The organism is Pseudomonas sp. LBUM1671 (assembly GCF_059695685.1).
In genome coordinates this window covers 4,298,247-4,322,271 of record NZ_CP166782.1, presented here as the reverse complement: position 1 = coordinate 4,322,271, position 24,025 = coordinate 4,298,247, and the positions used below count along the sequence as shown (strand labels likewise).

General features: G+C 62.0%; 26 protein-coding genes. 9 read left to right on the top strand and 17 right to left on the bottom strand.

The window, feature by feature from the left end; translation table 11 throughout:
• The first annotated feature begins 69 nt into the window (after positions 1-69).
• Entirely contained in the window at positions 70-882 is an 813-nt protein-coding gene (locus ACA060_RS19945) for an alpha/beta fold hydrolase (RefSeq protein ID WP_497312728.1), read from the top strand.
• Between the two features lie 115 nt (positions 883-997).
• On the opposite strand, the gene dsbG is transcribed toward ACA060_RS19945, so the two are convergent.
• From dsbG to dsbD, 3 genes are read right to left on the bottom strand one after another with little or no spacing between them, the layout of a single operon-like run.
• Positions 998-1,768 (bottom strand): thiol:disulfide interchange protein DsbG, encoded by a 771-nt coding sequence (gene dsbG / locus ACA060_RS19940; RefSeq protein ID WP_497312726.1) that lies wholly within the window; start codon positions 1,766-1,768, stop codon positions 998-1,000.
• The gene (locus ACA060_RS19935; protein ID WP_109633534.1) at positions 1,744-2,610 is read right to left on the bottom strand and encodes a TlpA disulfide reductase family protein; all 867 of its coding nucleotides are present in this window, start codon (positions 2,608-2,610) and stop codon (positions 1,744-1,746) included. Before ACA060_RS19935 ends, dsbG begins: the two co-directional genes overlap by 25 nt.
• Positions 2,610-4,346 carry a protein-disulfide reductase DsbD gene (gene dsbD, locus ACA060_RS19930; protein ID WP_497312724.1) on the bottom strand — a complete coding sequence of 579 codons (1,737 nt, stop codon included), beginning with the start codon at positions 4,344-4,346 and terminating at the stop codon, positions 2,610-2,612. The genes ACA060_RS19935 and dsbD overlap by 1 nt, the downstream gene beginning before the upstream one ends.
• 153 nt (positions 4,347-4,499) lie before the next feature.
• On the opposite strand from dsbD, the gene ACA060_RS19925 reads away from it, so the two are divergent.
• The 5 genes from ACA060_RS19925 to ACA060_RS19905 all read left to right on the top strand — a co-directional run bounded on the left by ACA060_RS19925 (position 4,500) and on the right by ACA060_RS19905 (position 9,010).
• Entirely contained in the window at positions 4,500-5,183 is a 684-nt protein-coding gene (locus ACA060_RS19925) for a response regulator (protein ID WP_497312722.1), read from the top strand.
• Entirely contained in the window at positions 5,180-6,505 is a 1,326-nt protein-coding gene (locus ACA060_RS19920) for an ATP-binding protein (protein ID WP_497312720.1), read from the top strand. The genes ACA060_RS19925 and ACA060_RS19920 overlap by 4 nt, the downstream gene beginning before the upstream one ends.
• 220 nt (positions 6,506-6,725) lie before the next feature.
• Positions 6,726-7,211, top strand: a complete 486-nt coding sequence (locus tag ACA060_RS19915) for a GNAT family N-acetyltransferase (protein ID WP_497312718.1) — start codon at positions 6,726-6,728, stop codon at positions 7,209-7,211.
• Between the two features lie 77 nt (positions 7,212-7,288).
• Positions 7,289-8,701 (top strand): aspartate aminotransferase family protein, encoded by a 1,413-nt coding sequence (locus tag ACA060_RS19910; RefSeq protein ID WP_497312716.1) that lies wholly within the window; start codon positions 7,289-7,291, stop codon positions 8,699-8,701.
• An 81-nt stretch (positions 8,702-8,782) separates the two neighbouring features.
• The gene (locus ACA060_RS19905; protein ID WP_010461182.1) at positions 8,783-9,010 is read left to right on the top strand and encodes an MbtH family protein; all 228 of its coding nucleotides are present in this window, start codon (positions 8,783-8,785) and stop codon (positions 9,008-9,010) included.
• A 205-nt stretch (positions 9,011-9,215) separates the two neighbouring features.
• Here the strand turns inward: ACA060_RS19905 and ACA060_RS19900 are convergent, their stop codons facing one another.
• The 8 genes from ACA060_RS19900 to ACA060_RS19865 are packed head-to-tail and all read right to left on the bottom strand — an operon-like array spanning position 9,216 to position 15,431.
• Complete coding sequence (locus ACA060_RS19900) at positions 9,216-10,115, bottom strand: metal ABC transporter substrate-binding protein (RefSeq protein ID WP_497312714.1); 900 nt, start codon at positions 10,113-10,115, stop codon at positions 9,216-9,218.
• Complete coding sequence (locus tag ACA060_RS19895) at positions 10,116-11,015, bottom strand: metal ABC transporter permease (protein ID WP_003226663.1); 900 nt, start codon at positions 11,013-11,015, stop codon at positions 10,116-10,118. It lies immediately after the preceding gene.
• Positions 11,015-11,851: a metal ABC transporter ATP-binding protein gene (locus ACA060_RS19890; RefSeq protein WP_497312712.1), complete on the bottom strand. Its 837-nt coding sequence runs from the start codon at positions 11,849-11,851 to the stop codon at positions 11,015-11,017. Before ACA060_RS19890 ends, ACA060_RS19895 begins: the two co-directional genes overlap by 1 nt.
• Positions 11,848-12,774: a metal ABC transporter substrate-binding protein gene (locus tag ACA060_RS19885; protein WP_497312710.1), complete on the bottom strand. Its 927-nt coding sequence runs from the start codon at positions 12,772-12,774 to the stop codon at positions 11,848-11,850. The genes ACA060_RS19890 and ACA060_RS19885 overlap by 4 nt, the downstream gene beginning before the upstream one ends.
• A gap of 35 nt (positions 12,775-12,809) precedes the next feature.
• Positions 12,810-13,382, bottom strand: coding sequence for a DUF6162 family protein (locus ACA060_RS19880; RefSeq protein ID WP_497312708.1), 573 nt, complete (start codon positions 13,380-13,382; stop codon positions 12,810-12,812).
• Positions 13,379-13,702: a hypothetical protein gene (locus ACA060_RS19875; RefSeq protein ID WP_109633514.1), complete on the bottom strand. Its 324-nt coding sequence runs from the start codon at positions 13,700-13,702 to the stop codon at positions 13,379-13,381. The genes ACA060_RS19880 and ACA060_RS19875 overlap by 4 nt, the downstream gene beginning before the upstream one ends.
• Positions 13,699-14,241, bottom strand: a complete 543-nt coding sequence (locus tag ACA060_RS19870) for a PA2404 family protein (protein ID WP_109633512.1) — start codon at positions 14,239-14,241, stop codon at positions 13,699-13,701. The genes ACA060_RS19875 and ACA060_RS19870 overlap by 4 nt, the downstream gene beginning before the upstream one ends.
• Complete coding sequence (locus ACA060_RS19865) at positions 14,238-15,431, bottom strand: PepSY-associated TM helix domain-containing protein (protein WP_497312705.1); 1,194 nt, start codon at positions 15,429-15,431, stop codon at positions 14,238-14,240. Before ACA060_RS19865 ends, ACA060_RS19870 begins: the two co-directional genes overlap by 4 nt.
• Positions 15,432-15,832: 401 nt before the next feature.
• Between ACA060_RS19865 and leuC the strand changes: the two genes are divergently transcribed.
• Complete coding sequence (gene leuC, locus ACA060_RS19860) at positions 15,833-17,254, top strand: 3-isopropylmalate dehydratase large subunit (RefSeq protein WP_497312704.1); 1,422 nt, start codon at positions 15,833-15,835, stop codon at positions 17,252-17,254.
• Complete coding sequence (gene leuD, locus ACA060_RS19855) at positions 17,251-17,865, top strand: 3-isopropylmalate dehydratase small subunit (RefSeq protein ID WP_497312702.1); 615 nt, start codon at positions 17,251-17,253, stop codon at positions 17,863-17,865. The genes leuC and leuD overlap by 4 nt, the downstream gene beginning before the upstream one ends.
• 144 nt (positions 17,866-18,009) lie before the next feature.
• Here the strand turns inward: leuD and ACA060_RS19850 are convergent, their stop codons facing one another.
• The 4 genes from ACA060_RS19850 to soxR all read right to left on the bottom strand — a co-directional run bounded on the left by ACA060_RS19850 (position 18,010) and on the right by soxR (position 21,202).
• Positions 18,010-18,960, bottom strand: coding sequence for a LysR substrate-binding domain-containing protein (locus ACA060_RS19850; RefSeq protein ID WP_497312700.1), 951 nt, complete (start codon positions 18,958-18,960; stop codon positions 18,010-18,012).
• Between the two features lie 18 nt (positions 18,961-18,978).
• Positions 18,979-19,854 carry an alpha/beta fold hydrolase gene (locus ACA060_RS19845; RefSeq protein ID WP_497312698.1) on the bottom strand — a complete coding sequence of 292 codons (876 nt, stop codon included), beginning with the start codon at positions 19,852-19,854 and terminating at the stop codon, positions 18,979-18,981.
• A gap of 240 nt (positions 19,855-20,094) precedes the next feature.
• The gene (locus ACA060_RS19840; protein ID WP_109633499.1) at positions 20,095-20,553 is read right to left on the bottom strand and encodes a VOC family protein; all 459 of its coding nucleotides are present in this window, start codon (positions 20,551-20,553) and stop codon (positions 20,095-20,097) included.
• Positions 20,554-20,734: 181 nt separating this feature from the next.
• A complete protein-coding gene (soxR, locus tag ACA060_RS19835) occupies positions 20,735-21,202 on the bottom strand; it encodes a redox-sensitive transcriptional activator SoxR (protein WP_497312697.1) in 468 nt (155 codons plus the stop codon).
• 95 nt (positions 21,203-21,297) lie between these two features.
• On the opposite strand from soxR, the gene ACA060_RS19830 reads away from it, so the two are divergent.
• On the top strand, positions 21,298-21,663 hold the full coding sequence (locus ACA060_RS19830; RefSeq protein ID WP_497312695.1) for an antibiotic biosynthesis monooxygenase: 366 nt from the start codon (positions 21,298-21,300) through the stop codon (positions 21,661-21,663).
• On the opposite strand, the gene ACA060_RS19825 is transcribed toward ACA060_RS19830, so the two are convergent.
• Both ACA060_RS19825 and ACA060_RS19820 read right to left on the bottom strand, forming a co-directional pair.
• A complete protein-coding gene (locus tag ACA060_RS19825; RefSeq protein WP_497312693.1) occupies positions 21,660-22,763 on the bottom strand; it encodes a sigma-54 interaction domain-containing protein in 1,104 nt (367 codons plus the stop codon). The genes ACA060_RS19830 and ACA060_RS19825 overlap by 4 nt on opposite strands.
• Positions 22,764-22,787: 24 nt before the next feature.
• Positions 22,788-23,975: an acyl-CoA dehydrogenase family protein gene (locus ACA060_RS19820; protein WP_497312691.1), complete on the bottom strand. Its 1,188-nt coding sequence runs from the start codon at positions 23,973-23,975 to the stop codon at positions 22,788-22,790.
• Between the last annotated feature and the right edge of the window lie 50 nt (positions 23,976-24,025).

Genomic DNA, 24,025 nt, shown 5'->3' with positions numbered 1-24,025 from the left:
CGACAAAGTTGACTGTAAAACGACTCCGGCACAGTCTCCTTGCTCCCAGTTTTCACAAGGAGACAGTCAATGCCCTTCGTAACCGTTGACGGACAAGCCCTTCACTACCTCGATCAAGGCACCGGCCCTGCGGTGCTGCTCGCCGGCAGCTACCTGTGGGACCAAACCATGTGGGCGCCGCAGATCGCCGCGCTGTCCCGGCAATACCGTGTCATAGCCCTGGACCTGTGGGGCCACGGTGAATCCGGCGCACTTCCCGAAAACACCCAATCGCTGGACGACATCGCCCGTCAAGCCCTGGCGCTACTCGATCATCTGGACATCGATCGGGTCACGCTGGTCGGTCTGTCGGTCGGTGGCATGTGGGGCGCTCGACTGGCGCTGTCGGCACCATCGCGGATCAACGGCCTGGTGTTGATGGACACCTACCTCGGCGTCGAGCCGGAACCGACTCGCCAATACTATTTCTCGCTGTTCAAGCAGATCGAAGACACCGGCGTCATCGCGCCGCAGTTGCTCGATATCGTGGTGCCGATCTTCTTCCGTCCGGGGATCGATCCGCAGTCGGCGCTGTATCAGGATTTCCGCGCGAAACTGGCTGCGTTACCGCCGCAGCGTCTACGTGAAAGCGTGGTGCCGATGGGGCGGATTACGTTTGGTCGGGATGATTTGTTGCCGCGTCTGGGCGAGTTGAATGCTGAAACGACGCTGGTGATGTGCGGCGATCAGGACAAACCGCGGCCGCCGTCGGAAACGAAGGAAATGGCCGAATTGATTGGTTGCCCGTATGTGTTGGTGCCAGAGGCGGGGCATATCTCCAATCTGGAGAATCCGCAGTTTGTGACTGAGGCGTTGTTGAAGTTTTTAGCCGAGAGGAATTAGTCGATCTTGCTGGCCCCATCGCGAGCAGGCTCGCTCCCACAGGGATACGCGATCACCTGTGGGAGCGAGCCTGCTCGCGATGGGGCCGGTGTGGTCACCAAGTCTCTGAAGCAAACTACTTGGGCCCGAGAATCTTCACCAACTTGTCCGGCGAAGGCGCGCCTTGCTGTTGTTGCAGCTCGCCCTTGTCGTCCATGTAGAAAATCGCCGGGGTGGCCTGCAGCTCCAGGTCTTCCATCAGCTGCATGTTCGCCGCGAGTTTCGCCTGAATCGCCGGCGGCACGTCTTTCAAGGCTTTGAGCGAACTGCCCTTGCCGGATTTTTCGTGATCTTCCAGGGCCTTGCTCGGGTCCTTGGCGGCCAGCAGCGCGGCGGATTTGCCCGGGCTGTCTTCGCGAATGATCCCGACCATGATGTGCCGCAACTGCACTTTGCCGGCATTCACCCACGGCCGCGCCTGTTCCCAGAACATGTTGCAGTAAGGACAGTTTGGGTCGCTGAACAGGTACACCACGCGTGGCGCATCTTTTTTGCCGTCGCCGATCCAGTTGCTGGCTTCCATCTTGCCCCAGACTTCCTTGGACATCGGCGCGTAGACCAGTTTCTGCAACGGCGCGCTGCTCAGGTCATTGCCCTCGGCGTCGTACAGATTGCCCAGTAGCACATGCTTGCCGTCCGGGGTCAGGTAGAGCGCCATGCCGCGGTTCTGGTACTGCGCGGCATAACCGCGCAAACCGTCCGGCGCGTCGAACTGACCAACGATTTTCGCGCCCTTGGCTTCGATCTTCTTGATCGCTTCAGGCAATTCTTCGGCGGCCTGCACCGACGGCAGGTGCAGCAACGCTGCGCCTAAAGTCAGCGTCAGCAGGTGGCGGAGGCGGGGCATGGCAGTTTCCTTGAAGAGGTGGCCGGTACGGCAGGAGAAGGGGTGTCGAAGTTTTCCAGGGCGCGGGCCAGGCTGGCATCCGAGAGTTCGCCCAGGTGGCTGCCCAGTAATCGACCGTCGGGGCTATAGAACAGCGTAGTCGGCAACGCCATGGAACCCACGGCCTGACCCAATCGACCGCTGCCGTCGAACAGCACGTTGGTCAGGCTCAGGCCCTGGGTTTCGAGGAAGGTACTGACGCTTTGCATGCTTTCGGCCTGATTGACGAACAGGAAGGTCAGGTCCGGGCGCTGTTGCTGGGCGTTTTCCAGCACCGGCATTTCCCGGCGGCATGGCGGGCACCAAGTGGCCCAGAGGTTGATCACCAGTGGCCCGCCCTTGTAATCCGCCAGTTGCACGGTTTCGCCGGCGGCATTGCGCAGGGCGATCTCCGGCAGGCGCGTGCCTTGTTCGTAAATGCTCAGGGAAAAAGTCGCCAGCAGCCAGAACGCCAATCCGCTCGCCACGCCGAAACCCAGCGGGCGGCGCAAACCGGGGCGACGCCAGCCGCGGTACAACGCGGTGAGCAGCAGCACGATCACCCCGGGCCAGGCGAGGAAACCGCCATCGCGCAAGTCGATGATCTGCCACGGATCGTTGCGATAGTGGGCCCAATAGGCGACCACGAAACCGACCCGCGCCGCCAGCATGCCCAGCAAAAACAGGCTGAACAGCGCCGACTCCGGGTTTTCGCCTCCGCGCTTGGCCACCCGCCAGCCGACAAATGTCGCCAGCGCCAAAGCACTGATCAGCAGCAGATGGTTAAGCGCGATGGCAAAGGTGCCGAGGGTAAAGGTCAGCATTAACGGGCGTCTCGGGTGGTGGTCCAGCGTTGCAGGAAGGTGTCGGCATCAACCTCGCCGGTGATGCGCTGGCTGCGACGCTCCTGGCCGTCTGCACCGATCCACAGAAAACTCGGTGGCCCCGGCACTTTATAACGGCCGAGCAGTTCGCGGCTGGCGGCATTGTCGGCGGTCACGTCCAGCCGTAGCAAGTGCACATCACTCAGCGCCTCCATCACTTTGGCTTTGCCGAACACCTGTTTTTCCATGACCTTGCACGACACACACCAGTCGGCGTAGTAGTCCAGCAGCACCCACTGGCCCTGGGCCTGGGCGGCGTCCAGTTCCTGTTGCAGCGCTTGCGGACTGTTGATCGTGGTAAACGCCTCATGGCCGGTCGGGCGAGCGGCATTACCGGAAGAAGCTGAGGCGCTGTAGACCTGCAACGGTTTGAGCAAATCATCGCCGCCACCGGCGGCGCCGATCAGCAGAAGACCGCCCCAGATCCCGAGCAACAGCGCACTGGCGCCGAACAGATGGGCGACGCGACCGAAACCTTCCGACTGTTTCCAGGCACTGTAGGCGGCGATCAGCAGCAAGGCGCCGCACAAACCGATCCACAGCGATTGATCCAGCACCGGACGCAGCATCAACAGCGCAGTGGCGAGAAACAGGAAGCCGAAGATGCCTTTAAGCAGGTTCATCCAGGCGCCGGGTTTGGGCAGGAAGCGATTGCCCACGGTCACCAGCAACAACAACGGCACACCAATGCCGATGCCCATGGCGAACAGAATCAGCCCACCATGCAGCGCATTGCCGCTTTGTGCGATGTAGAGCAGAGCGCCGGCCAAGGGCGCGGTCATGCACGGGCCGACCAGCAACCCCGACAAGGCACCCAGCACACCGGCACCGATCAAACTGCCGCCACGCTGGTTGCGCGACACATTTTCCAGCCGATCACGCACCGCCACCGGCAGTTGCAGCTCGAAGAAACCGAACATCGGCAACGCCAGCAACACAAATATCGCCGCGAAGCTGCCCAGCAACCACGGGTTCTGCAGCAACGCCTGAAGGTTCGCCCCGAGCAACGCAGCCAGCACGCCCATCGCCGCATACACCAGCGCCATGCTCACCACGTAGCTGGTCGCCAGGGCGAAACCACGTTTGGGTGTGGCACCACTGCCGACGATCAACCCGGCCAGAATTGGCAGCATCGGCAACGAGCAAGGGGTGAAGGCCAGCAACAGGCCCAGACCGAAGAACACCAGCAAGCTCCAGCCCAGCGCCCGTTGTTGCAGGCCGCTGGCCAGGGCTTGATCCGGTGCTTCGTTGGTGGTGACCGCGACGCTGCCGCCCAGATCCACGACCTGGGTTTGCGGCGGATAACACAAACCGGCATCGGCACAGCCCTGGAAGCCCACCTTGATCTGACCGGTGGCGCCCGCCGGAATCTTCAGCTCCAGGCCTTGGCGATAGACCTGTTGTTCGCCGAAGAACTCATCATTGTGGGCTTCGCCTTCAGGTAATGGCGGATGCTGCTCCGGGGGCAACCCCTCGAATTTCAGGCGTTTCTGATAAAGGTAATAACCGTCGGTAATCTGCCAATAGAGCTGTGTTTCACCCGATTCAAGCCGCTCGGAAGTAAAGACAAAGGCCTTTTCCACTGGCAGGAATTCAGGTTTGGTATCGAACGGATTGGTCCCTGCCTGGGCCACACCCGAGATCAAGAGAACAAAAAACAAAAACAGTCGACGCATGGGTAAGCCTTATCCCTGTGCAAGTGAGGTGCACAATGGGAGGCGGCGATTAACCGATGATTAACCGCGACGGCCTTGTGGCTATGGCGCTTGCGGCATAATGTCCGCTTAATCGGCCAACGGCTTAATTGCCTTTTTTCTACGGGGCTCACCATGCATGTACTGGTTTGCGAAGACGATGAGCTGATCGCCAGCGGCATTGTTGCGGGCCTGACCGCGCAAGGCCTGACCGTCGAGCACGTCGCCACGGCGTCGTCTGCACGAGCGATGCTCAAGGTGGCTGAGTTCGACGTCATGGTGCTTGACCTTGGCCTTCCCGATGAGGATGGCCTGAAGCTGTTGCAGCAGTTGCGTCACAGTGGCCTGGAGATTCCGGTGCTGATTCTCACGGCGCGGGACTCGGTCACCGACCGCGTCGATGGCTTGCAGGCCGGCGCCGACGATTACCTGCTCAAGCCGTTCGATCTGCGTGAACTCGCCGCGCGACTGCACACGTTGTTGCGACGAGTGGCGGGTCGTAGCGTCAATCTGATCGAACACGGCCGTCTGACCTACGACCCGAGCAGCCGCGAAACCATGCTCGGCGGTCAGTCCGTCGACCTTTCCCGTCGTGAACAGTCGCTGTTGCAGGCCTTGTTGCATAACCGTGGCCGGGTGCTGTCCACCGAGCAGTTGAAAGACAGCGTCTACGGTTTCAACGACGAACTGGAAAGCAACGCCCTCAACGTGCATATCCATCACCTGCGGCGCAAACTCGGCAATGGCATTGTCGAGACCGTGCGCGGCCTGGGTTATCGCCTGGGGCCGGCCGATGGCGGAGAGGAAATGAAAAAGTGATGAGCCTGCGTTTGCGCCTGAGCCTGACGCTCGGCGCCGCTTTTGCGTTGATCTGGGCCCTCGCGGCGGCCTGGATGCTCAGCGATCTGCGCAACCAGATGATGTTTTCCCTCGACCAGCGGCTGGTGGCATCGGCGCGCATGGTCGCCGGCCTGATGGAACAATTGCCGGCGTTGCCGAGCAAGGGCGAGGGCACCCACTTCAGCGCTGAGCAATTGAATATTCCGGGTGGCATGGCCTGTCAGGTCAGCTCGTTGCGCGGTGAAATCCTCGCCCGCAGTCACACCGACCCGCAACAAACCCTCGAAGCCGAGAAAATGGGCTTCCACGATCAGATGATCGACGGCGCGCCGTGGCGCAGCTTTACCTTGGCCCGCGGTGATTTGCGTATCACCACCGCTGACCGGCAGATCGAGCGCGAGGCGCTGAACATGTCGATCCTGCTGGCCGCTTCGGTGCCGGTGGGCGTGGCGTTGCTTGGCTGCCTGTGCCTGCTGTGGCTGGGGATCGGCCAGGGGCTGGCACCGCTGAACCGGATGCGCGATGCCTTGATGCGCCGCAGCGCTGATTCTCTGGAACCTTTGCAAATCCAGCCGCTGCCCAGCGAGCTTCAGCCGTTGCTGGACACTCAGAATCAGCTGTTCCAGCGCATCGGCAAGACCATCGAGCGCGAACGCCGCCTGACCGGCGACGCGGCCCACGAATTGCGCAGCCCGCTGACGGCGATCAAAACCCACCTGCAAGTGGCGCGTATGACCGACGGCGCGGCCCGGGATCAGTCCCTGGCCCGTGCCGAAGAGGGCGCCGACCGCATGCACCGCACACTGGAGCAATTGCTGTTGCTGGCGCGGGTCGAGGGCAGTCTGTCGTTCGATGACGGCGTGCAATGCAGCGCCGAGCAAGTGGCGAAACTGGCGATTCAGGACGCGGCCAGCGGTGATCGTCGGCGAATCAAGCTGAAACTGCCGGCGAAGTTCTCCGATGCACCGGTGCAAATGCCCGCGGTCCTGTCGATCGCCGCATTGCGTAACTTGTTGGACAACGCCCTGCGCCATACCCCGGGGGACGGATCGGTGGAGCTGAGCCTGGAAACCACCGGCAGTCGCGCGCGCTTTCTGGTCCGCGACCACGGCCCGGGCATTGCCGAAGACGATCTGCAACACCTGACCCAACGTTTCTGGCGCCACGGCCAGAGCACCGGCTGCGGACTGGGCCTGGCGATTGTCCAGGCGATTGTCCAGCGGTGCGGCTGCACCTTGCATTTCGACAGCCGGCCGGATGGGTTGCGGGTTGAACTGACCATGCCGTTACAACCCCTCTAACCAACACCCCAATCCCCCTGTGGGAGCGGGCTTGCTCGCGAAGGCGGTGTGTCAGTCAATATCATCGTCGACTGACACACCGCCTTCGCGAGCAAGCCCGCTCCCACAGGGGGGGCACCTGTGTTGCACATCAAATGTAACCTCTCTCCATTAGTCACCGGCACGCCACAGCGCTATCGTCCCCGGCAGCTTTTTCTCAATGGATTGAGGTAACAGCGCCATGGATGCATCGATTCACATCTGCAAGGCAACCCCCGCCGACGCCGGCATCATCAGCCGGATCGTCGAGCGTTCCATTCGCGTCGGCTGCGCGCTCGACCACCGTAACGACCCGCGAACCGTCGCCACCTGGACCCACAACAAAACCATCGAACACGTGCAGCCCTGGCTGGCCGACCAACGGTTGTACCTGAACATCGCCCTGTTGCAGGACAAACCGGTCGGTGTCGCCATGGCGGCAATCAGTGGCAAGGTCGCATTCTGCTACGTGCAGCCGGAATGGTTTCGTCGCGGTGCCGGAGAGGCGCTGGTTCACGACCTCGAAGGCTGGTTGATCCATCAGGGGCTGGCTCAGGCACGGCTCAACAGCACCCGCACCAGCGAGGCTTTTTACCGTCATTTGGGCTACCGACCCTGCGCCGAAATCTTCACCGTCGCCGGGCTCTACGCCATTCCCATGCACAAAGCGCTGACACCGCCTTCATAGAAAGCTGATCGAGGGTCTAAATCCTCGGCGCCCTGATGCGTTTCCAGAACAGGAAAACCTTATTGAGGGGTCGAGAGATGTCAGTCGCTACCAGCCTTATGGAAGATCAGTCGGCCCGGATCACTCCGGCGCCGGCCGAGACGCTTTATCAGTTCAACGAATCGCCGCTGCTGGCCCGTCAAAACCAGCAGGAATCGAATGCCCGCAGCTACCCGCGGCGCATTCCCCTGGCGCTCAAACGCGCCAAGGGCATTTATGTTGAAGATGTCGAAGGCCGCCGTTTCATCGACTGTCTGGCTGGTGCCGGGACCTTGGCCCTGGGGCATAACCATCCGGTGGTGATCGAAGCGATTCAGCAGGTGCTGACCGATGAGTTGCCGCTGCACACCCTCGACCTGACGACGCCGGTCAAGGACCAGTTCGTCCAGGACCTGTTCGGTCTGCTGCCACCGGCCCTGGCCGCGCAAGCGAAGATCCAGTTCTGTGGCCCGACCGGCACCGACGCGGTGGAAGCCGCGCTGAAACTGGTGCGCACCGCCACCGGGCGCAGCACTGTGTTGTCGTTTCAGGGCGGTTATCACGGCATGAGCCAGGGCGCGCTGAGCCTGATGGGCAGCCTGGGGCCGAAAAAGCCATTGGGCGCCTTGCTCAGCAACGGCGTGCAGTTCATGCCGTATCCCTACGATTACCGCTGCCCGTTCGGACTCGGCGGCGCGCAAGGGGTGAAGGTCAACCTCAGCTACCTGGAAAACCTGCTGAATGATCCCGAGGCCGGCGTGCAATTGCCGGCGGCGGTGATCGTCGAAGCAGTGCAGGGCGAAGGCGGAGTGATTCCGGCCGATCTCGATTGGCTGCGCGGCCTGCGCCGCATCACCGAACAGGCCGGCGTGGCGCTGATCGTCGATGAAATCCAGAGCGGTTTTGCCCGCACCGGCAAGATGTTCGCCTTCGAGCATGCCGGGATTATTCCGGACGTGGTGGTGATGTCCAAAGCCATCGGCGGCAGCTTGCCGCTGGCGGTGGTGGTGTATCGCGACTGGCTCGACACCTGGCTGCCGGGCGCCCACGCCGGGACCTTCCGCGGTAATCAGATGGCCATGGCCGCGGGGTCTGCAGTGATGCGTTACCTGACCGAACACAAGGTCTGCGAGCACGCCGCCGCCATGGGCGAGCGATTGAGCGAGCACCTGCGCATTCTGCAGCGGGACTTCCCGCAACTGGGCGACATTCGCGGTCGTGGCTTGATGCTCGGCGTTGAGCTGGTCGATCCGACGGGCACACCCGATGCACTGGGTCATCCGCCGATCTTTGGGCGCCTGGCACCACTGGTGCAGCGTGAATGCCTCAAGCGCGGGTTGATTCTTGAGCTGGGCGGGCGTCATGGCGGCGTGGTGCGTTTCCTGCCGCCGCTGGTGATTAGCGCGGCGGAAATCGATCGGGTGGCCGAGATTTTTGGCCGGGCCATGACCGCTGCCACTGCCAGCCTGTAAATTTTTCCGCACCTGGAACGTTCCTTCTACATACCGGCTGCGCACGCAGTGCAGCCCACCCTATAGCGATGGAGACACACCATGACGTCAGTATTCGACCGCGAGGACATCCTCTTTCAGGTCGTGGTCAACCACGAAGAGCAATACTCGATCTGGCCCGACTACAAAGCCGTGCCAGCCGGCTGGCGCACCGTGGGCAAGAGCGGCCTGAAAAAGGAATGCCTGGCCTACATCGAAGAAACCTGGACCGATATGCGCCCGCTGAGCTTGCGCCAGAAGATGGACGAGCAGGCGGCTGTGGCGAATTAAGTCACGGCGCAAAAAGAAGCCCGCTGGACTGGTGACAGTCAGCGGGCTTTTTCATGTCTTCAATTTTGTGTTGCCAGTCAGGTCGCCTTCGCGAGCAAGCCCGCTCCCACATTTGATCTGCAGTGTTCACCAATAATATGTTCGCAGGAGAACCAATGTGGGAGCGGGCTTGCTCGCGAAGAACGATAACGCGGACTAACTGACGTTAAACCCCGCTCAACCCCTTGATCACCAGATCCACATTCCCTTCCAGCTCAGCCACCGGATCCGCTGCGTCCACACTCAACACCACCAACCGGCTGCCAGCCTCGGCAATTACCGCTTTCACCGCCTCCGACGGCTGGCGATGATGCAACACCACCGCCACGTCATTGTCCTTCAGCGTCGCGCCCAATTGCTTCAGCGCTTCAGGTGTCCACTCGGCATCCGGCCGCGCATCGAGGCCGATCAGCTCCAGGTTCAGCCCGCCGATCAGGTAGCCAAAGTGATCGCTCAGGCTCATCACACTTAGGTTATCGGCGCTGGCCAATCGCGCTTCGCTGTCCGCACTGAGCTTGAGCAAACGCTGCTTCAACGCCGCTAGGTTGGCCTCGATCGCAGGCTTGGCCTTGGGCGCCAGGCGCACCAGGTCCGCCGCCATCACATCCGCCATCCGCCCCATGTTGTTGCTGGAAAACCACGGCTGGCTGTTCAACCCGTCGACCTTGTTGCCCGGCTGCACGGCGATGCCGGGCAGGGCGCCGTCCACCGGGCGGGCGGCGTCGACTTCGACGATACGAATATTGCTGCGCCGGGAAATCGGGTACAGCGGATCATCCGCCCACAGCGAACGCAGACCGATCACCGCATCGGCGTCGGTCGCCAGTTTGGCCAGCGCCGGAGCGCCACGACCGGTGAAGTACGCAGTCTGACGGCTGCCCGGCAGGTTCGCCGGCGCGGCACGCTCAAGACTGACGTCGGTGCCCTTGAGCAGGGCTTCGCCCAACCCGTAAGTGATGGGCAAGGACGCCAGCACGCGCAGTGGTTTTGTGTCCGCCGCAAAGGTGGTAGTGACCAGCCCGCTCAGGGCGACGGCCAGGGTCAATTGACGCAGAGAAAAAGACATTTATCCGAGATTCCCTTTCAGGCTTGGGACGACGCCACGCGCAATGGCGGCGAGGGCGAAGGCGATACCGGCCACCAGAATGATCGCGGCACCGGACGGAATAGGCAGGTCGAAGACGATTGGCGCGAGGATCCCGCACAGGGTGCTGACCGTGGCGATCAACACCGAGCACCAGAAGAAACCCTTCAGCGACTGGCTGAGCAAGCGTGCCGCCGCGGCCGGAATCACCAGCAGCGCACCGACCAGGATCGCGCCGATGACTTTCACCGCGGCCACGGTGATCAGGGTCACCAGAATCACAAACAGATAATCCAGGGTCTTCACCGCCACACCGCGTACCGCCGCCAGCTGCGGGTTGAAACTGGCGAGCATGATGCGGTTGTACAGCGGCAAGGCCAGCGCCATGACCAGTGAGCCGACGATGGCCAGCACCAGCAGATCATTACCGTTGACCGTCAGCACCGAACCGAACAGCACGTTTTCAAGGATGTGCACGTTGATCTTGCCCGCGAGGATCAGCAGCAGGCTTGCACCCAGTGCCAGCGACACCGAGAGAAACACGCCGATCAACGTATCCGGCGCCAGCCCCGTGCGGTTGCGCAGGTAATTAAGCAGGATGCCGAACAGCAGGCAGTAACCGAACAGGCTGCCGTAAGGCCCGGTGTAAGGTTCGCCGAGCAGGATGCCGATGGCCACGCCGGTCAGTGCCGCGTGACCCACCGCCTCGGAGAAAAACGCGAAGCGCTTGACCACTACCAGCGTGCCCAAGCCGCCCAGTACCGGGCCGATCAGCAAGCCGGCGAGCAGCGCGTTGACCACAAAGCCGTAGGCCAACGCTTCGGGCAGGTAACCCGAAGACGCCCAGCCCTGGACCATCAAACGAAAGGCTTCGTAACTCATCAGGCAGCGCTCCGAGGATGGGTCGAGAACAGGGTCAGCAAGCGATCCGGGGTCAGCGCTTGTTTGGGCGTGGCATCGAACAGCACCCGGCGATTAAGCCCGGTGACGCGATCGGCCAGACGTCCGACCGCTTCCAGATCATGCTCGATCCACAGCACTGTGATGCCGCTCTGGCGCCAGTCGCCGAGCAGACGTTCGAACACCTGGATGCCGGCCTCATCGAGGGCCGACATCGGTTCGTCGAGCACCAGCAACTGCGGCGCCGGGATCAGCCCTTGAGCGAGCAACACGCGCTGACGCTCACCGCCGGACAGCGCGCCCATGCGGCGCTTGCGTTTGTCCTGCATGCCGACCCGTTCCAGCGCTTCACCAATCGCGGCTGCGTAATGCTTGCTCAAACCAAGGAACGCGGGACGGCGCTGACACATCGCGGCCATGAAATCGTCGACGGTCATTGGCAATCCGCGATCGAATTCCAGTGCCTGAGGCACGTAGCCGATGGTTCCGGGTGTGCCCGGCCATTGCAGGCTCAATCGACCCTGATGGGGCATCTGCCCGAGCAGGGTCTTGATCAGCGAACTCTTGCCGCCACCGTTCGGGCCCACCAGCGCATGCACGCTGCCGGGCTGGACCTGGAAGGTCACGTTGTCGAGGATCGTCGTGCGCCCCAGCGTCAGACTGACCTCTGCAAAATCCAGCGTCGGCCCCGAACCCTGTGGGAGCGGGCTCGCTCGCGAAAGCGGAGTGTCAGTCAATACTGATGTCGACTGACACTCCCTCTTCGCGAGCAAGCTTGCTCCCACAGGGGATTCGCTGATGGTTTCTTTAGCCGTCATTGCCCCGACTCCTGAATCGCCCGAACCACCGTGTTGAGGTTGCCGGCCATTTCTTTTTCGTACTTGTCGGCGGTGTATTCGCCATAGGAAATGTGCGACAGCGGGTACAGCTTGACCCCGGATTCACGCTGGATGGTGTCGACATAGGAGGACGGGAAATCCATCTCCGAGAAGATCACTTTCACGTCCAGTTCACGCAGTTGATCGATGGTCTTTTTCAGCTGGCTCGGGCTCGGCTCTATGCCGTGGGCCGGTTCGACAACAGCGGTCACTTCCAGGCCGAATTCACGCAACAGATAGTCATAAGCAGCGTGAACCGTGGCGACCCGCAATTCGGCGTTCGGTGCCTGGGTCAGTTTCGCCAGGGCGTCGGCGCGCATCTGCCGCAGGCGTTTGCCGTAGGCGCGGGCGTTCTGGGTGTAGGTCTTGGCGTTGGCCGGGTCGAGCTTGCCCAGTTCCCGGGCGATGTTGTTGACCTGGGCAATCGAGGCGCTGATCGACAGGAAGGTGTGCGGGTTCACGACCTTGCCGGCACCGCGTGCGGCGACGCCGGTGGCGGCCAGCAGCGGTACGTTCTCGTTGGCTTCGATCACCGGGACATTCGGCGTTTCGCTGGCGGCGATCATGCGGTCGGCGAAGTCGTCATGACCGACGCCGTTGAGCACGATTACGTCGAGCCCGCTGATGCGTTTGATGTCTTCTGAGCGTGGCTCGTAGGCGTGCGGGTTGAAACCGGCCGGAATCAGCGGCACCACCTCGGCCTTGTCACCGACGATGTTGGCCACGTAGCTGTAATAAGGGTGCAGGGTTATACCGATGCGCAGGCGCTTGGTTTCGTCGGCGCTGGCCAGTGGCGTCAGCAGCAAGGCGAGCAGGCCGACCAGCAGCGGGCGCAGGAAAGAACGTTGAGATGAACTAGGCATGGGAAAGCGGTCTTCTCTCGGGTGAAGGCGAGGGTTCAGTGCCGGTGCTGGCGGGTCACGCCGGCATCGAATTGCGCGACGATCTGCTGCCAGCCGGCGCTTTCCAGCGCAGCGTCAGTGAGATCGGTCGGGGCTGCTAGGGCTTTGCCGCGGTTGAGCCAGACGTCCGGCGCATCGTCGCCGGCAGTCAGGCGCATCAGAAACGAGCCGGCCACGGCAGGTGTCTGGCTCTGACCGAAGTAAGCCTTGGCGTCGAGCAACTGCCAGGCATGGCCGCCACGGCTGACGGAACTGGCGTCCTGGGCAAACGGTGCAAAGCCTTCATCGGCAAGCGCTGCGGGTGTCGGCAGCGCCTGCTGTTCCTGACGCAGCAGGTGGATTTCGTCGAGAGTCACCCGAAGGTCGGCGTAGATCCCTTGCTCGGAGGCGCTCAGATCGCGACGGGCATCCAGTTGATGGCTGTTAACGCTGCTGACTTCCTGGGACTCATGGCGCCAGGCAACCACCGAACCGGCCACCGCCAGGATCATCAGGCACAACAGCAACACATACAGGGTTTCATGGCCGGCACCGGCCGGGCGGACGACGTGGGTAGTAGGCGTGCTCATGGGGCTTCGATGTCCGCTTGGTCGATCTCGACGACGTGGCCGGGGCCGGCGTCGAACAGCACGTAGAATTCGGCGCCGGGCTTCTTGAAGGTCAGGGTCGAATCAGCACCGAGCTTGCCCGGCACGAGGATGGTTTCGTCGTAGCCGATCACATCCAGCGTCACGCCCGGCGCGCCGCTGCCGTCGGAGAAACCGCCGGTGCATTTGATTTGTTCGGCGTCGATGGCTTTGCATTCGCACATCGGGTTGTGGGCCAGGGCGCTGGCGCTGAAACCGGCGCAGAGCACCAGCAAAGCCGCGTTCAGAGAGCGTAGCGTCATGGTTTGCCTCCTTGTTTGTTCAGCCACGCGAGGGTGGCGGGGGATGCCTGGCTCAGGGGGATCGACGCTTGATGCATTGCGCCGTCCCAGCCTTCCATGGTGATCCACAGTTCGGCGTCGGTTTTGGTCTTGTCGGGGATCGGCAGCATGGCGCCCATGCGGTACGGCGTGCCGAAGAAAATCACCCCGGCGGCGCGCAGGCTGCGCGGTTTGCCAATGCGCAGGTAAGTGGCCTTGACCTGATCGCGGCAGCTGTCGCACAGCGCCGCGTTGAAGCTTTTCATGTGGCCGGCCGGGCCATCGAGGGTCGGGGCTTCATTGCGCAGTTCGGCGAGGCGCAGGCTCCAGGGCCCGACCTGCACTTCACCGATTTCCCGCTCACCGAGCCCGGTGTCACCGCGAAACAGCGCCGCGTCGGCAAAGTATTTGGGCATGAACCCCAGTGGCACCAGCAACAGCAGGACGTTGATGTGGAAGCGCCATTTGTGCCAGAAGCGGCTCAGTTTCGAGGAGGGTTTCTCAGCGGCGAACAGGCTCATTGGCTGACCTCCGTGGTTTCACGGCCTGTGACGGCGGCGGTGCGCGGACGTTTGTCTTTGCGTTTGAGGGCGTTGGCCGTGGCCAGAGCGGTGCGTTTGGTCCAGATCAACAGGCCGCTCAGCACCATCATGCTCAGGATCAGACCGAAGAAGAACCAGATCAATTTGATCCAGATGCCGCCGAAATCACCGGTGTGCAGCGGCCGCATGGATTCGGTTACCAACTCCAGGCCGGAACGGTCCGACAGCAGGCGGGTGGCGGCGACATCGCCGGTGTACGGGTTGATTTCGGCGGTCTGGAACATCAACGGATACCAGCTGCGACCGCCGACCGTCAGGTAGCTGTAGGCATTGGCGGGCATGCTGACGAAGCTGTCTTCCAGGCCGGGAATGCGTTCCTTTGCCTGGGCAATCGCGGCTTCGAGACTGATCATCGACGCTGGCGAGCCGTCGGTGCTCACCGGTACGCTCTCACGCGGGACCACAAGCGCCACGGGCGCGGTGGAAATCGAGACCTGGTTGTCGAACATGAACGCCTGAATCAGGAACCAGGTGCTGGTGATGGAAATCACCGCGATGAACCAGATCGACCAGATGCCGCTGAGGCGGTGAAAGTCGCCCCAGAAAATCCGCGCGCCATGACGAATGCGCAGCGTCGGCCGGAAAAAGCCTTTCCAGAAACGCTTGTAGACCACCAGCCCGGTCACCAGAGACGCCAGCAAAGGCAGGCTCAGGAACGACACCAGATACCAGCCCCAGCTATAACCGTTGGTGAACGGCACCAGCCACCAGCCATGCAACGCACGGGTGAAGGCCTGGAAATTGAATTGCGGGGCAGTGCCCTGAATCACGCCGCTGTACGGGTTGACGTACACCTTCACCGAGCGACCGTCGGGGTAGCTGACATCGACATCGAGCGCGAAGTGCGACTCGTCGGGCCGGCTGATGGCCTCGACCAAGGTGTTCGGTTCCGCCTTCTTGATGGCGGCGATGATCTGGTCATAACTGAGCAGCGGTGCATCGTCCGTGGGTTGGCTGGCGCGCATCTGCGGGTTGGCCAGCCAGACGATTTCCTGACTGACCACCGCCAGCGTGCCGGTGACACAGACGATCAGCACGAAAAACCAGATCGGCAAGGCCAGCCAGCTATGGACCAGAAACCAGAGTTTTGAGCGGGATTTCTTCGACATGATTAAAGGTCTTGTATCGATGAGAGGGCCTCTGCTGCGGGCTTCCCAGCGATGAGGTCCATGAAAGGCCGGCCCGTGGCTTTTGCCTACGCGGACTGACTGCATCTATATAGGACGGATGAGGGACAGAAATCCCGAAGGGCAATGTGAAAGTAAATGTTTCGCGTTCCCGGCAACACACATAACCCCTGTGAGAGTGAGCCTCTGTGGCGAGGGGATAAATCCCCTCGCCACACAGGCTCACTCCTACAAGGGGATTTGTATTCACTTGGGGTAGCAGGGAAACCGATCCAACACGAACCATGGTTCACGGGATCACTCTCCGGCCATTGATGAGCAGGGCCCACTCCCTAAGATGGAACTCAGACGCCTTTCACCCGCGAGCCTGAGCGAGCCCCTCCATGACGCCAGCAAGAACCCTCTACGACAAACACATCGATTCCCACACGGTGTGTCGCCTCGATGACCAGGGCCACGTCCTGTTGTACATCGATCGCCAGGTCATCAACGAATACACCAGCCCCCAGGCGTTCAGCGGTTTGCGCGAGGCCAAGCGCGGCGTCTGGCGTGCCGGGACCGCGCTGGCGGTGGTCGATCACGTCAACCCCACCGCCCCGGTGCGCATCGCCGCCATGCCGGACCCCGGTGGTGCGCGGCAGGTGTCGTACTTGGCGGAGAACTGCCGGGACTTCGGCATCGAACTGATCGACATCCTCAACAAACGCCAGGGCATCGAACACGTCATCGCGCCTGAGCAGGGCTTCATTCTGCCGGGCATGGTCATCGCCGCCGGCGACAGCCACACCACCACGTATGGCGCCCTCGGTGCGTTCGGGTTCGGTATTGGCACTTCGGAAATCGAGCATCTGCTGGCGTCCCAGACCCTGGTCTATAAGCGCTTGAAGAGCATGCGGGTGACGGTGGATGGGGTTTTGGCGCCGGGGCTGACGTCCAAGGACGTAATCATGGCGTTGATCGGCCAGATCGGCGCGTCGGGTGCCACCGGATACGCCATCGAGTTTCGTGGTTCGACCATCGATGCCTTGAGCGTCGAAGCGCGCATGACCATCTGCAACATGGCCGTCGAGGCCGGTGCGCGAGGCGCATTCATGGCCCCGGACGAGAAAGTCTTCGCCTACCTCAAGGACAAACCCCGCGCACCCAAAGGCGCGTTGTGGGAGCAGGCCGTGGAAAAGTGGCGCGCCTTGCACAGCGACGCGGACGCGCACTTCGACCGCGAAGTCCGGGTCGACGCCAGCACCCTGGAACCGATGGTGACGTGGGGCACCAGCCCGGACCAGGCCTCTCCAATCGGCGCGCGCGTGCCTGACCCGCAAGACATCAGCGACCTGATCCTGCGTCAGGACATGCGCCGCGCCCTGAATTACATGGGGCTCGAAGCCGGCATGCCGCTGAGCGACATCGTCATCAGCCACGCCTTTATCGGCTCCTGTACCAACGCGCGCATCGAAGACCTGCGCGATGCCGCCAGCGTGGTGCGGGGCAAACACGTCGCCGGGCACGTGCGGGCGATGATCGTGCCGGGCTCCACCGAAGTGCGCAGTCAGGCTGAAGCCGAAGGCCTGGCGGCGATCTTTATCGAGGCCGGGTTCGAGTGGCGGCAGTCCGGCTGCTCGATGTGCCTGGCGATGAACGACGACGTGCTGGCGCCGGGCGACCGCTGCGCCTCCAGCACCAACCGCAATTTCGAAGGCCGCCAGGGTGCGGGCGCGCGCACGCACCTGATGAGCCCGGCCATGGTCGCCGCCGCCGCGATCACCGGCCGCTTGACCGACATCCGTCACTTTGGAGACCGCGCATGAGCCTGCAACCTTTCACTCAGGTCACCGGCAAGGCGGCGCCGATGCTCGCCGCCAATATCGACACCGACGTGATCATGCCCAAGCAGTTTCTCAAGGGTATCGACCGCGCAGGGCTGGATCGTGGCTTGTTTTTTGACCTGCGGTTCTTGCCGGACGGTTCGCTGAATCCCCAGTTCGTGCTGAACAAACCGGCATGGCAGGGCGCACGTTTCATGGTGGTCGGGCCGAACTTCGGCTGCGGGTCGAGCCGCGAACATGCGGTGTGGGGCTTGAAGCAGATAGGGATCCGGGCTCTGATCGGCAGTAGCTTTGCCGGGATTTTCTATGACAACTGCCAGCGTAACGGGGTGTTGTTGATTACCCTCGATGAGACGGTGTCACAGCGGCTTGGGCAAGTGGTCAGTGAGCCGGACAGCGCGCTGATCAATGTCGATCTGGAAGATCAGGAGATACGCCTCCACGACGGTCGGGTCATCCCGTTCGAGATCGATACCTTGCGCAAAACCGCATTGCTGCTGGGCCTCGACGCCATCGGCAGCACACTGCAGCGCAGCGAACAAATCAAAGCCTTCGAGCGTGCTCACCTGGCTGCCAACCCTTGGCTGAGCTGAAACACAAATCCAATTGTGGGAGCGGGCTTGCTCGCGAAGGCGGTGTGTCAGTCAAAGCTGGTGTTGACTGACAGGACGCCTTCGCGAGCAAGCCCGCTTCCACAGTTGATCTCTGCCAGACACCGATGCCAGTTGAGGCCTCGGCTACACCGACAATCCCTTGAAATGCTCCTGCAAAAACTCCACACACGCGCGCAACTTCCCTGAATACGCCAACCGCGTCGGGTACACCGCCCAGACGTTGGCGCTCTGACTGTATTCGGGCAACAGCTGCACCAGCCGACCCTGGTCCAGCAACGGTTTCACATCCCACAACGACCGCAACACAACGCCGCGCCCGTCCAGCGCCCACTGCAAGACAATCTCGCCGTTATTGGACGACAGCGGCCCGCTGACCCGCACGCTTTCTTGAACCCCGTTGCGTTCCAGGTTCCAGATGCCGAAGGCGTTGTCGCGCTCCTTGATTACCAGGCAATGATGCTGCTCCAGTTCGCTCAACGTCTTTGGCACGCCCTGACGTTGCAGGTAACCGGGCGCCGCGCAGACGACCCGTCGATTACTCACCAGCCGTCGGCCGATGTGCTGGCCGGGAATGTCGTCGCCGACACGGATCTCCAGATCGAAGCCTTCATTGACGATGTCCACCACGCGGTCGAACAGGTCGAGGCGAATCTCCAGGTCGGGATAACGCTCGGCCAGCAACGAAACGGCCGGCGCCACGTGATGGCGGCCGAAACCGAAACTGCTGCACAGGTGCAGACGCCCGCGAGGGCTGTCGTGGGCGTCGGAGAGTTCGTCGTGCAGTTGCTGGAAATCATCAAGAATGCGCAGCGCCCAGCGCTGGACCCGTTCACCGTCCTCGGTCAGTGCGATGCGCCGGCTGGTGCGATGCAGCAGGCGGGTGCCGAGGGTGGTTTCGAGAATCTGGATGCGCTTGCTGACGTAGGCGGGCGACAGGCCCAGTTCATCGGCTGCGGCGGCGAAACCGCTCTTGCGGATCACGGTGAGGAGTACACGCAGGTCTTCGGGTAGGGGCACGTTGTCTTTCTTGGTGGTCATGGCAGAACGAACACTGGCGGCATGAGCCGCCAGCATAGCAGCGGGACGCAGCGATCAGCGCAGGAAACCCAGCACTTCGGCGAGCAGCAGGTCGGGCGCTTCTTCGGCGATGTAATGGCCGGCAGGCAAGGCCTTGCCACGCACGTCGGTGGCCACGTGTTGCCACTCCTTGAGCGGCTCGAAACAGCGCCCGACCGTCCCTTCGGCGCCCCACAGAACCAGCAACGGCAAGTGCAGATAATGACCGGCCTTGATATCGGCGCGGTCATGTTCCAGGTCAATGCTGGCGCTGGCGCGGTAGTCCTCGCAGATTCCGCGCGCGGTGCCCGGCAGTTTCAGGCAGCGCACGTACTCGCCGAAGGCCTCGGGGGTGAACGGCTTGAGCCCGGCGCTGCGGCTGCCCATCACGCTGCGCAGATAGGCTTCGGGGTCGGCTTCGATCAGGGTTTCCGGCAGCGGCGCGGGACGGATCAGGAAGAACCAGTGCCAGTAAGCGCGGGCAAAGGCTTCGTTGGTTTGCGCGTACATCGACAGGGTGGGGGCGATGTCCAGCAGCACCATGCGTTGCACGGTGTCGGGATGATCCAGCGCCAGGCGATGGGCCACGCGGGCGCCTCGGTCGTGGGCCAGCACCGAGAACTGGTCGAAGCCCAGGGACTTCATCAGCTCGACGCTGTCCTTGGCCATTTCTCGTTTGGAATAGTTTGTATGGTGATCGTTGGCCGGTGGTTTTCCGCTGTCGCCGTAACCGCGCAGGTCGGCGGCGATCACGGTGAAGTGCTGGGCCAGATGGTCGGCGATCTTGTGCCAGATGACGTGGGTCTGCGGATGGCCGTGCAGCAACAGCAGGCCCGGCCCGCTGCCGCCGATGCGGTAGGCAATGTCCACGCCATTGACGTGGCGTTGGTCTTTCAGGAATCCGGCGAACATGGGCGAGTCCTTGTTGTCGTTGCCCGCATCCTGAAAGTGTTGCGCGCCGGGGGCAAGGCGCGAAGCGTGGTGCGTTTGTTCATGAAATGTGTTCGAGGGATGTGCGGTGTCAGGGATGACGCCTTCGCGGGCAAGCCACGCTCCCACAGGGTTTTGTGTTGTTCCTGGCATTTGCGAACGACACAAAACCCTGTGGGAGCGGGCTTGCCCGCGAAGAGGCCCGCCCAGACACGGAAGAATTCAACCCTGCTGAAACATCTCCTTCGCCCGCTGCTCAATCTGCTCCTGAGTCAAATCCTCCTTGCGCGTCGCCAGGAACCAAAGATGCCCATAGGGATCTCTCAACGTCCCCGAGCGGTCGCCATAAAACTGGTCCTTGACCTCGGACACCACCGTGCCGCCCGCTGCAATCGCCTGTGTATACGACTTATCCACATCGTTCACATACAAATGCAGGCCCACGGATGGCGAATTGTCTGGATTGCTCAATGGCCCCTGATCGCACGGCGTGCCGAGCATGATCGGGCAATCGCCAATCCTCAGCTCGGCATGTCCAATCCCGCCATCCGGCATGGCCAGTCGCATAACCTCGGTGGCGCCAAAGGCCTTCTTGTAAAACTCGATGGCTTCGGCCGCTTTCTGAATGCCCAGATAAGGCGTGATGCTGTGATAACCCTCTGGAATGGGTTTGACGCTCATGACGGTTCTCCCTTGTTGTTGTGAATTGAAGGTGTTCCTTCGCCGATTTCCGGTCGGATAACTATAGGTCAGCGTCTTTTGCGCTACCGAGTGCCCGACGAGCAGCAGCGCCACTGTTTGCAGAAACTGGCCAAGGCGTTGAACTCCGATGAGGTTCGGCAGTTCATCCTGACCCGCACCACTATTGTGGATCTGTCCTCGATTCAAGCAGCTGCGCCCCCGGCCCCCGATCCCCCAGCACATCGCCAGAATTACGCAACGGGCACGCCTCCATCGACAAACACCCACACCCGATACAGCCATTAAGCGTGTCCCGCAGCAACGTCAGTTGATTGATCCGCTCATCCAGATCCCGGCTCCACTGCGCTGACATCACCTTCCAGTCCGCCGCCGTCGGCGCGCGGTTATCCGGCAGTGATTTCAACGCCTCGCCAATCTCCGCCAACGGAATCCCCAACCGCTGGGCCACTTTGATCAACGCCACCCGTCGCAACACTTCCCGCGGATAACGCCGCTGGTTGCCCTGATTGCGATTGCTCTTGATCAAACCCTTGGACTCGTAGAAGTGCAGCGCCGTGACCGCCACGCCAATGCGCGCCGCCAATTGGCCGACGGTGAGTTCCTTGTGCAGATGCTCCGGGGTGATCATTTGAAAAATGCCTCTTGACCTCTAGTTAACTTGAGGTTTTACCCTGCAGGCCTTCGGATCGCAAGGTCCGGCTTTCACGTCAGTGGGGACTCTTCATGCAAGCGCCAGAGAAAAATCGCAGCTTCACTCAATTGATCGAATTCGAGATCGAACCCCATCAGCAACCCGCGTTGGTGTCGGCATTGTCAAAGCAGACCGAGCGCCTGGCCCAAGGCTACAGCGGGTTTTTGAGTGCGAGCATCCAGGCCAGCGACGACGGCCGGCGGGTGCTCAATTACCTGCAGTGGCAAACTCGCGAGGCGGGGGAAGCCGCGTTTCAGAGCTTTGAAAGCGGCGAGCAGGATTTCTGGCAGCTGATTCGCGCGCATCAGGCGAAAACCGTGACCTTCGGCTCGTTCCAGGTGCTGCACAGTCTGGAACGTAGCCAAGACGACGCGTTGCACTGCAATCTGGTGGGTTAAATCGACAATTGCATCAGGCGCTCGCCTTGCACGTTTTCCGTGGGCCGGCGCTTGTTCACCGCCAGTTCGCCGATCTTGATCAGCCGCGTGCGTGTGACATTGCGGCTCAAGCCCAGCAGGGCAGCGGTGTGCACCTGGTTGTAGTGGCTGAAGCGATAAGCCGCCCGCAACAAGGCGTCTTCGACTTTCTCGTGGAGTGCGCCGGCCTGTTCCTCGAAGAGCTTTTGAAAGGCCCGCTCGAGCAAGGCTTCCGGGGAATCGTCGAAGCCCGCGTGGTGATCGTCCTGACGCTCGATGCGCATGTTCGACAGGCGCAGGTCATCGCGTTCGATCACCCCATTGCGGCAGATCAGCAAGGTGTGATGAATGACGTTTTCCAGTTCGCGGATGTTGCCCGGCCAGCTGTAGCTGCGCAGTTTCAGTTCGGCCTCTTTGCTGATGGTGATGGTGCCGTAACCGAGGCGCTGACTGTAGGCTTCGACGAAGTGGCGGGTGAGCGGCAGGATGTCGCCGGGACGATCGCGCAACGGGCTCAATTCCAGGCTGACCACGTCGAGGCGGTAGTACAAATCCTCGCGGAAATGCCCGGCGTTGATGGCTTTCTCCAGCTGCACGTTGGTCGCCGCCAGCACCCGCACGTCGATGGGAATGCTCTTGCGCGAACCGAGGCGCACCACTTCGCGCTCTTGCAGCACGCGCAGTAACTTGACCTGAATCGCCATCGGCAAATCACCGATTTCGTCGAGGAACAAGGTGCCGCCATCGGCCTCTTCGAACCAGCCAGCCTTGGCGCTCAAGGCGCCGGTAAAAGCTCCTTTCTCATGGCCGAACAACTCGGCTTCCACCAGGGATTCGGAGAACGCACCGCAGTTCACCGCCACGAACGGCCGGTTGCGCCGGGCGCTGAGGTTGTGGATATGCCGCGCCACCAGCTCCTTGCCGGTGCCGGTTTCACCGATGATCAGCACGCTGGCTTCGCTCGGCGCGACTTGTTGAATGTGCGCGAGCAAGGCCTGGGATTTCGGGTCTTCGAACACCTGCGCGGTGGCGCGGATCGACGTGGCCAGGGCAGGCGAGGGCGGTAGGGTCAGAAGTTGCATCAGGCAGGCTCCCTGAATAGAAGGCTATGAATAGAAAGTCGGGATCGGCAGGGACTGGTTCAGCGCCCAGTCACCCAGCTCATGGAGTTTGTAGTCCACCGGGTCGTGCAGGGTTTGCGTGCGCAGGTTGCGCCAGTGACGGTCCAGTCGCAGCGAGGCGTGAGTCGAGCGCGCGCCGGTGACTTCGAACAAACGGCTGCAGATATCCAGGCCATTGCGCGTGGCCGCGACTTTCGCGGTGGCGATGACGGTGGCGAGCTGTCCGCGTTCTTCGGCGCTGAGGTTCGGGCCTTTTGCCCACGCCTTGTCGAGCAACTCGGCGGCGCGTTCCACCAGCAACCGGACACCTTCGAGAGCGACCCAGAACTCGCCGTAATGGCCGAGTACATAAGGGTCCTGACGCACATCCTGCGCGCTGGATTTGTGCCACGGCCGGGTTTCGGTGAGCGTGTATTGCCGCGCTTCTTCAAAAGCCCCTTCGGCAATGCCGAGGAACATGTGCGTGAAGGTCAGTTGCGCAATCAATGGTCGCAGGCAGGCGAACGGTGTGCTCAGCGGACCCGGATCGAGCAGCAGTTCCGATTCCTCGACCCGCACCCGTTCGAACGTCGCGCTGCCGCTGTCGGTCTGGCGCTGGCCCATGTTGTTCCAGTCGTTGTGCAAGGTAATGCCGCTGCGACCGCTGGGAATCGCGGCGATCAACAGCTTGCCGCCAGCGCTTTCATCAACGGCCGAGGCGATCAGCATTTCCGAGTCGCTAGCGCCGGAGCAGAAACTTTTCTTGCCGGAGAACTCGCGCCAGCCTCCGAGGTTTTTCACCACGGTGCGGGTGTCCAACGGGTTGAGGGCGTTGCCCCAGAACCAGTTCTTGCGCGCGGTTTGTTCGAACCACGGCTGCCACTGCTCGGGTCTGGCGAACAGGCGCACAGTGGCGAGCATCAGGTGATGGAAGCCGAAGACATGGGCGATCGAACTGTCGACCTTGGCGAACTCGCGCACGATGCCCAGGGTGTCACTCCAGCTGGCGCCGAGGCCGCCGTACTGGACAGGAATGCTTAACGCGAGCAGACCACTGTGGCGCAGCGCGTCACGTTCGGCCTTGGGCGTACCGCCACGCTCGTCGCGCTCGACAGCAGTCAGGGCAAACCCGGCGGCCAGTTGGCGGGCGGTCTGCAACGGGGACAACAGGGCGCTTCGCGGCTTGGCAGTCACGCGGGGTTCCTTTTTTGAAATTGAAGCAGATCTCCTGTGGGAACAGTGCT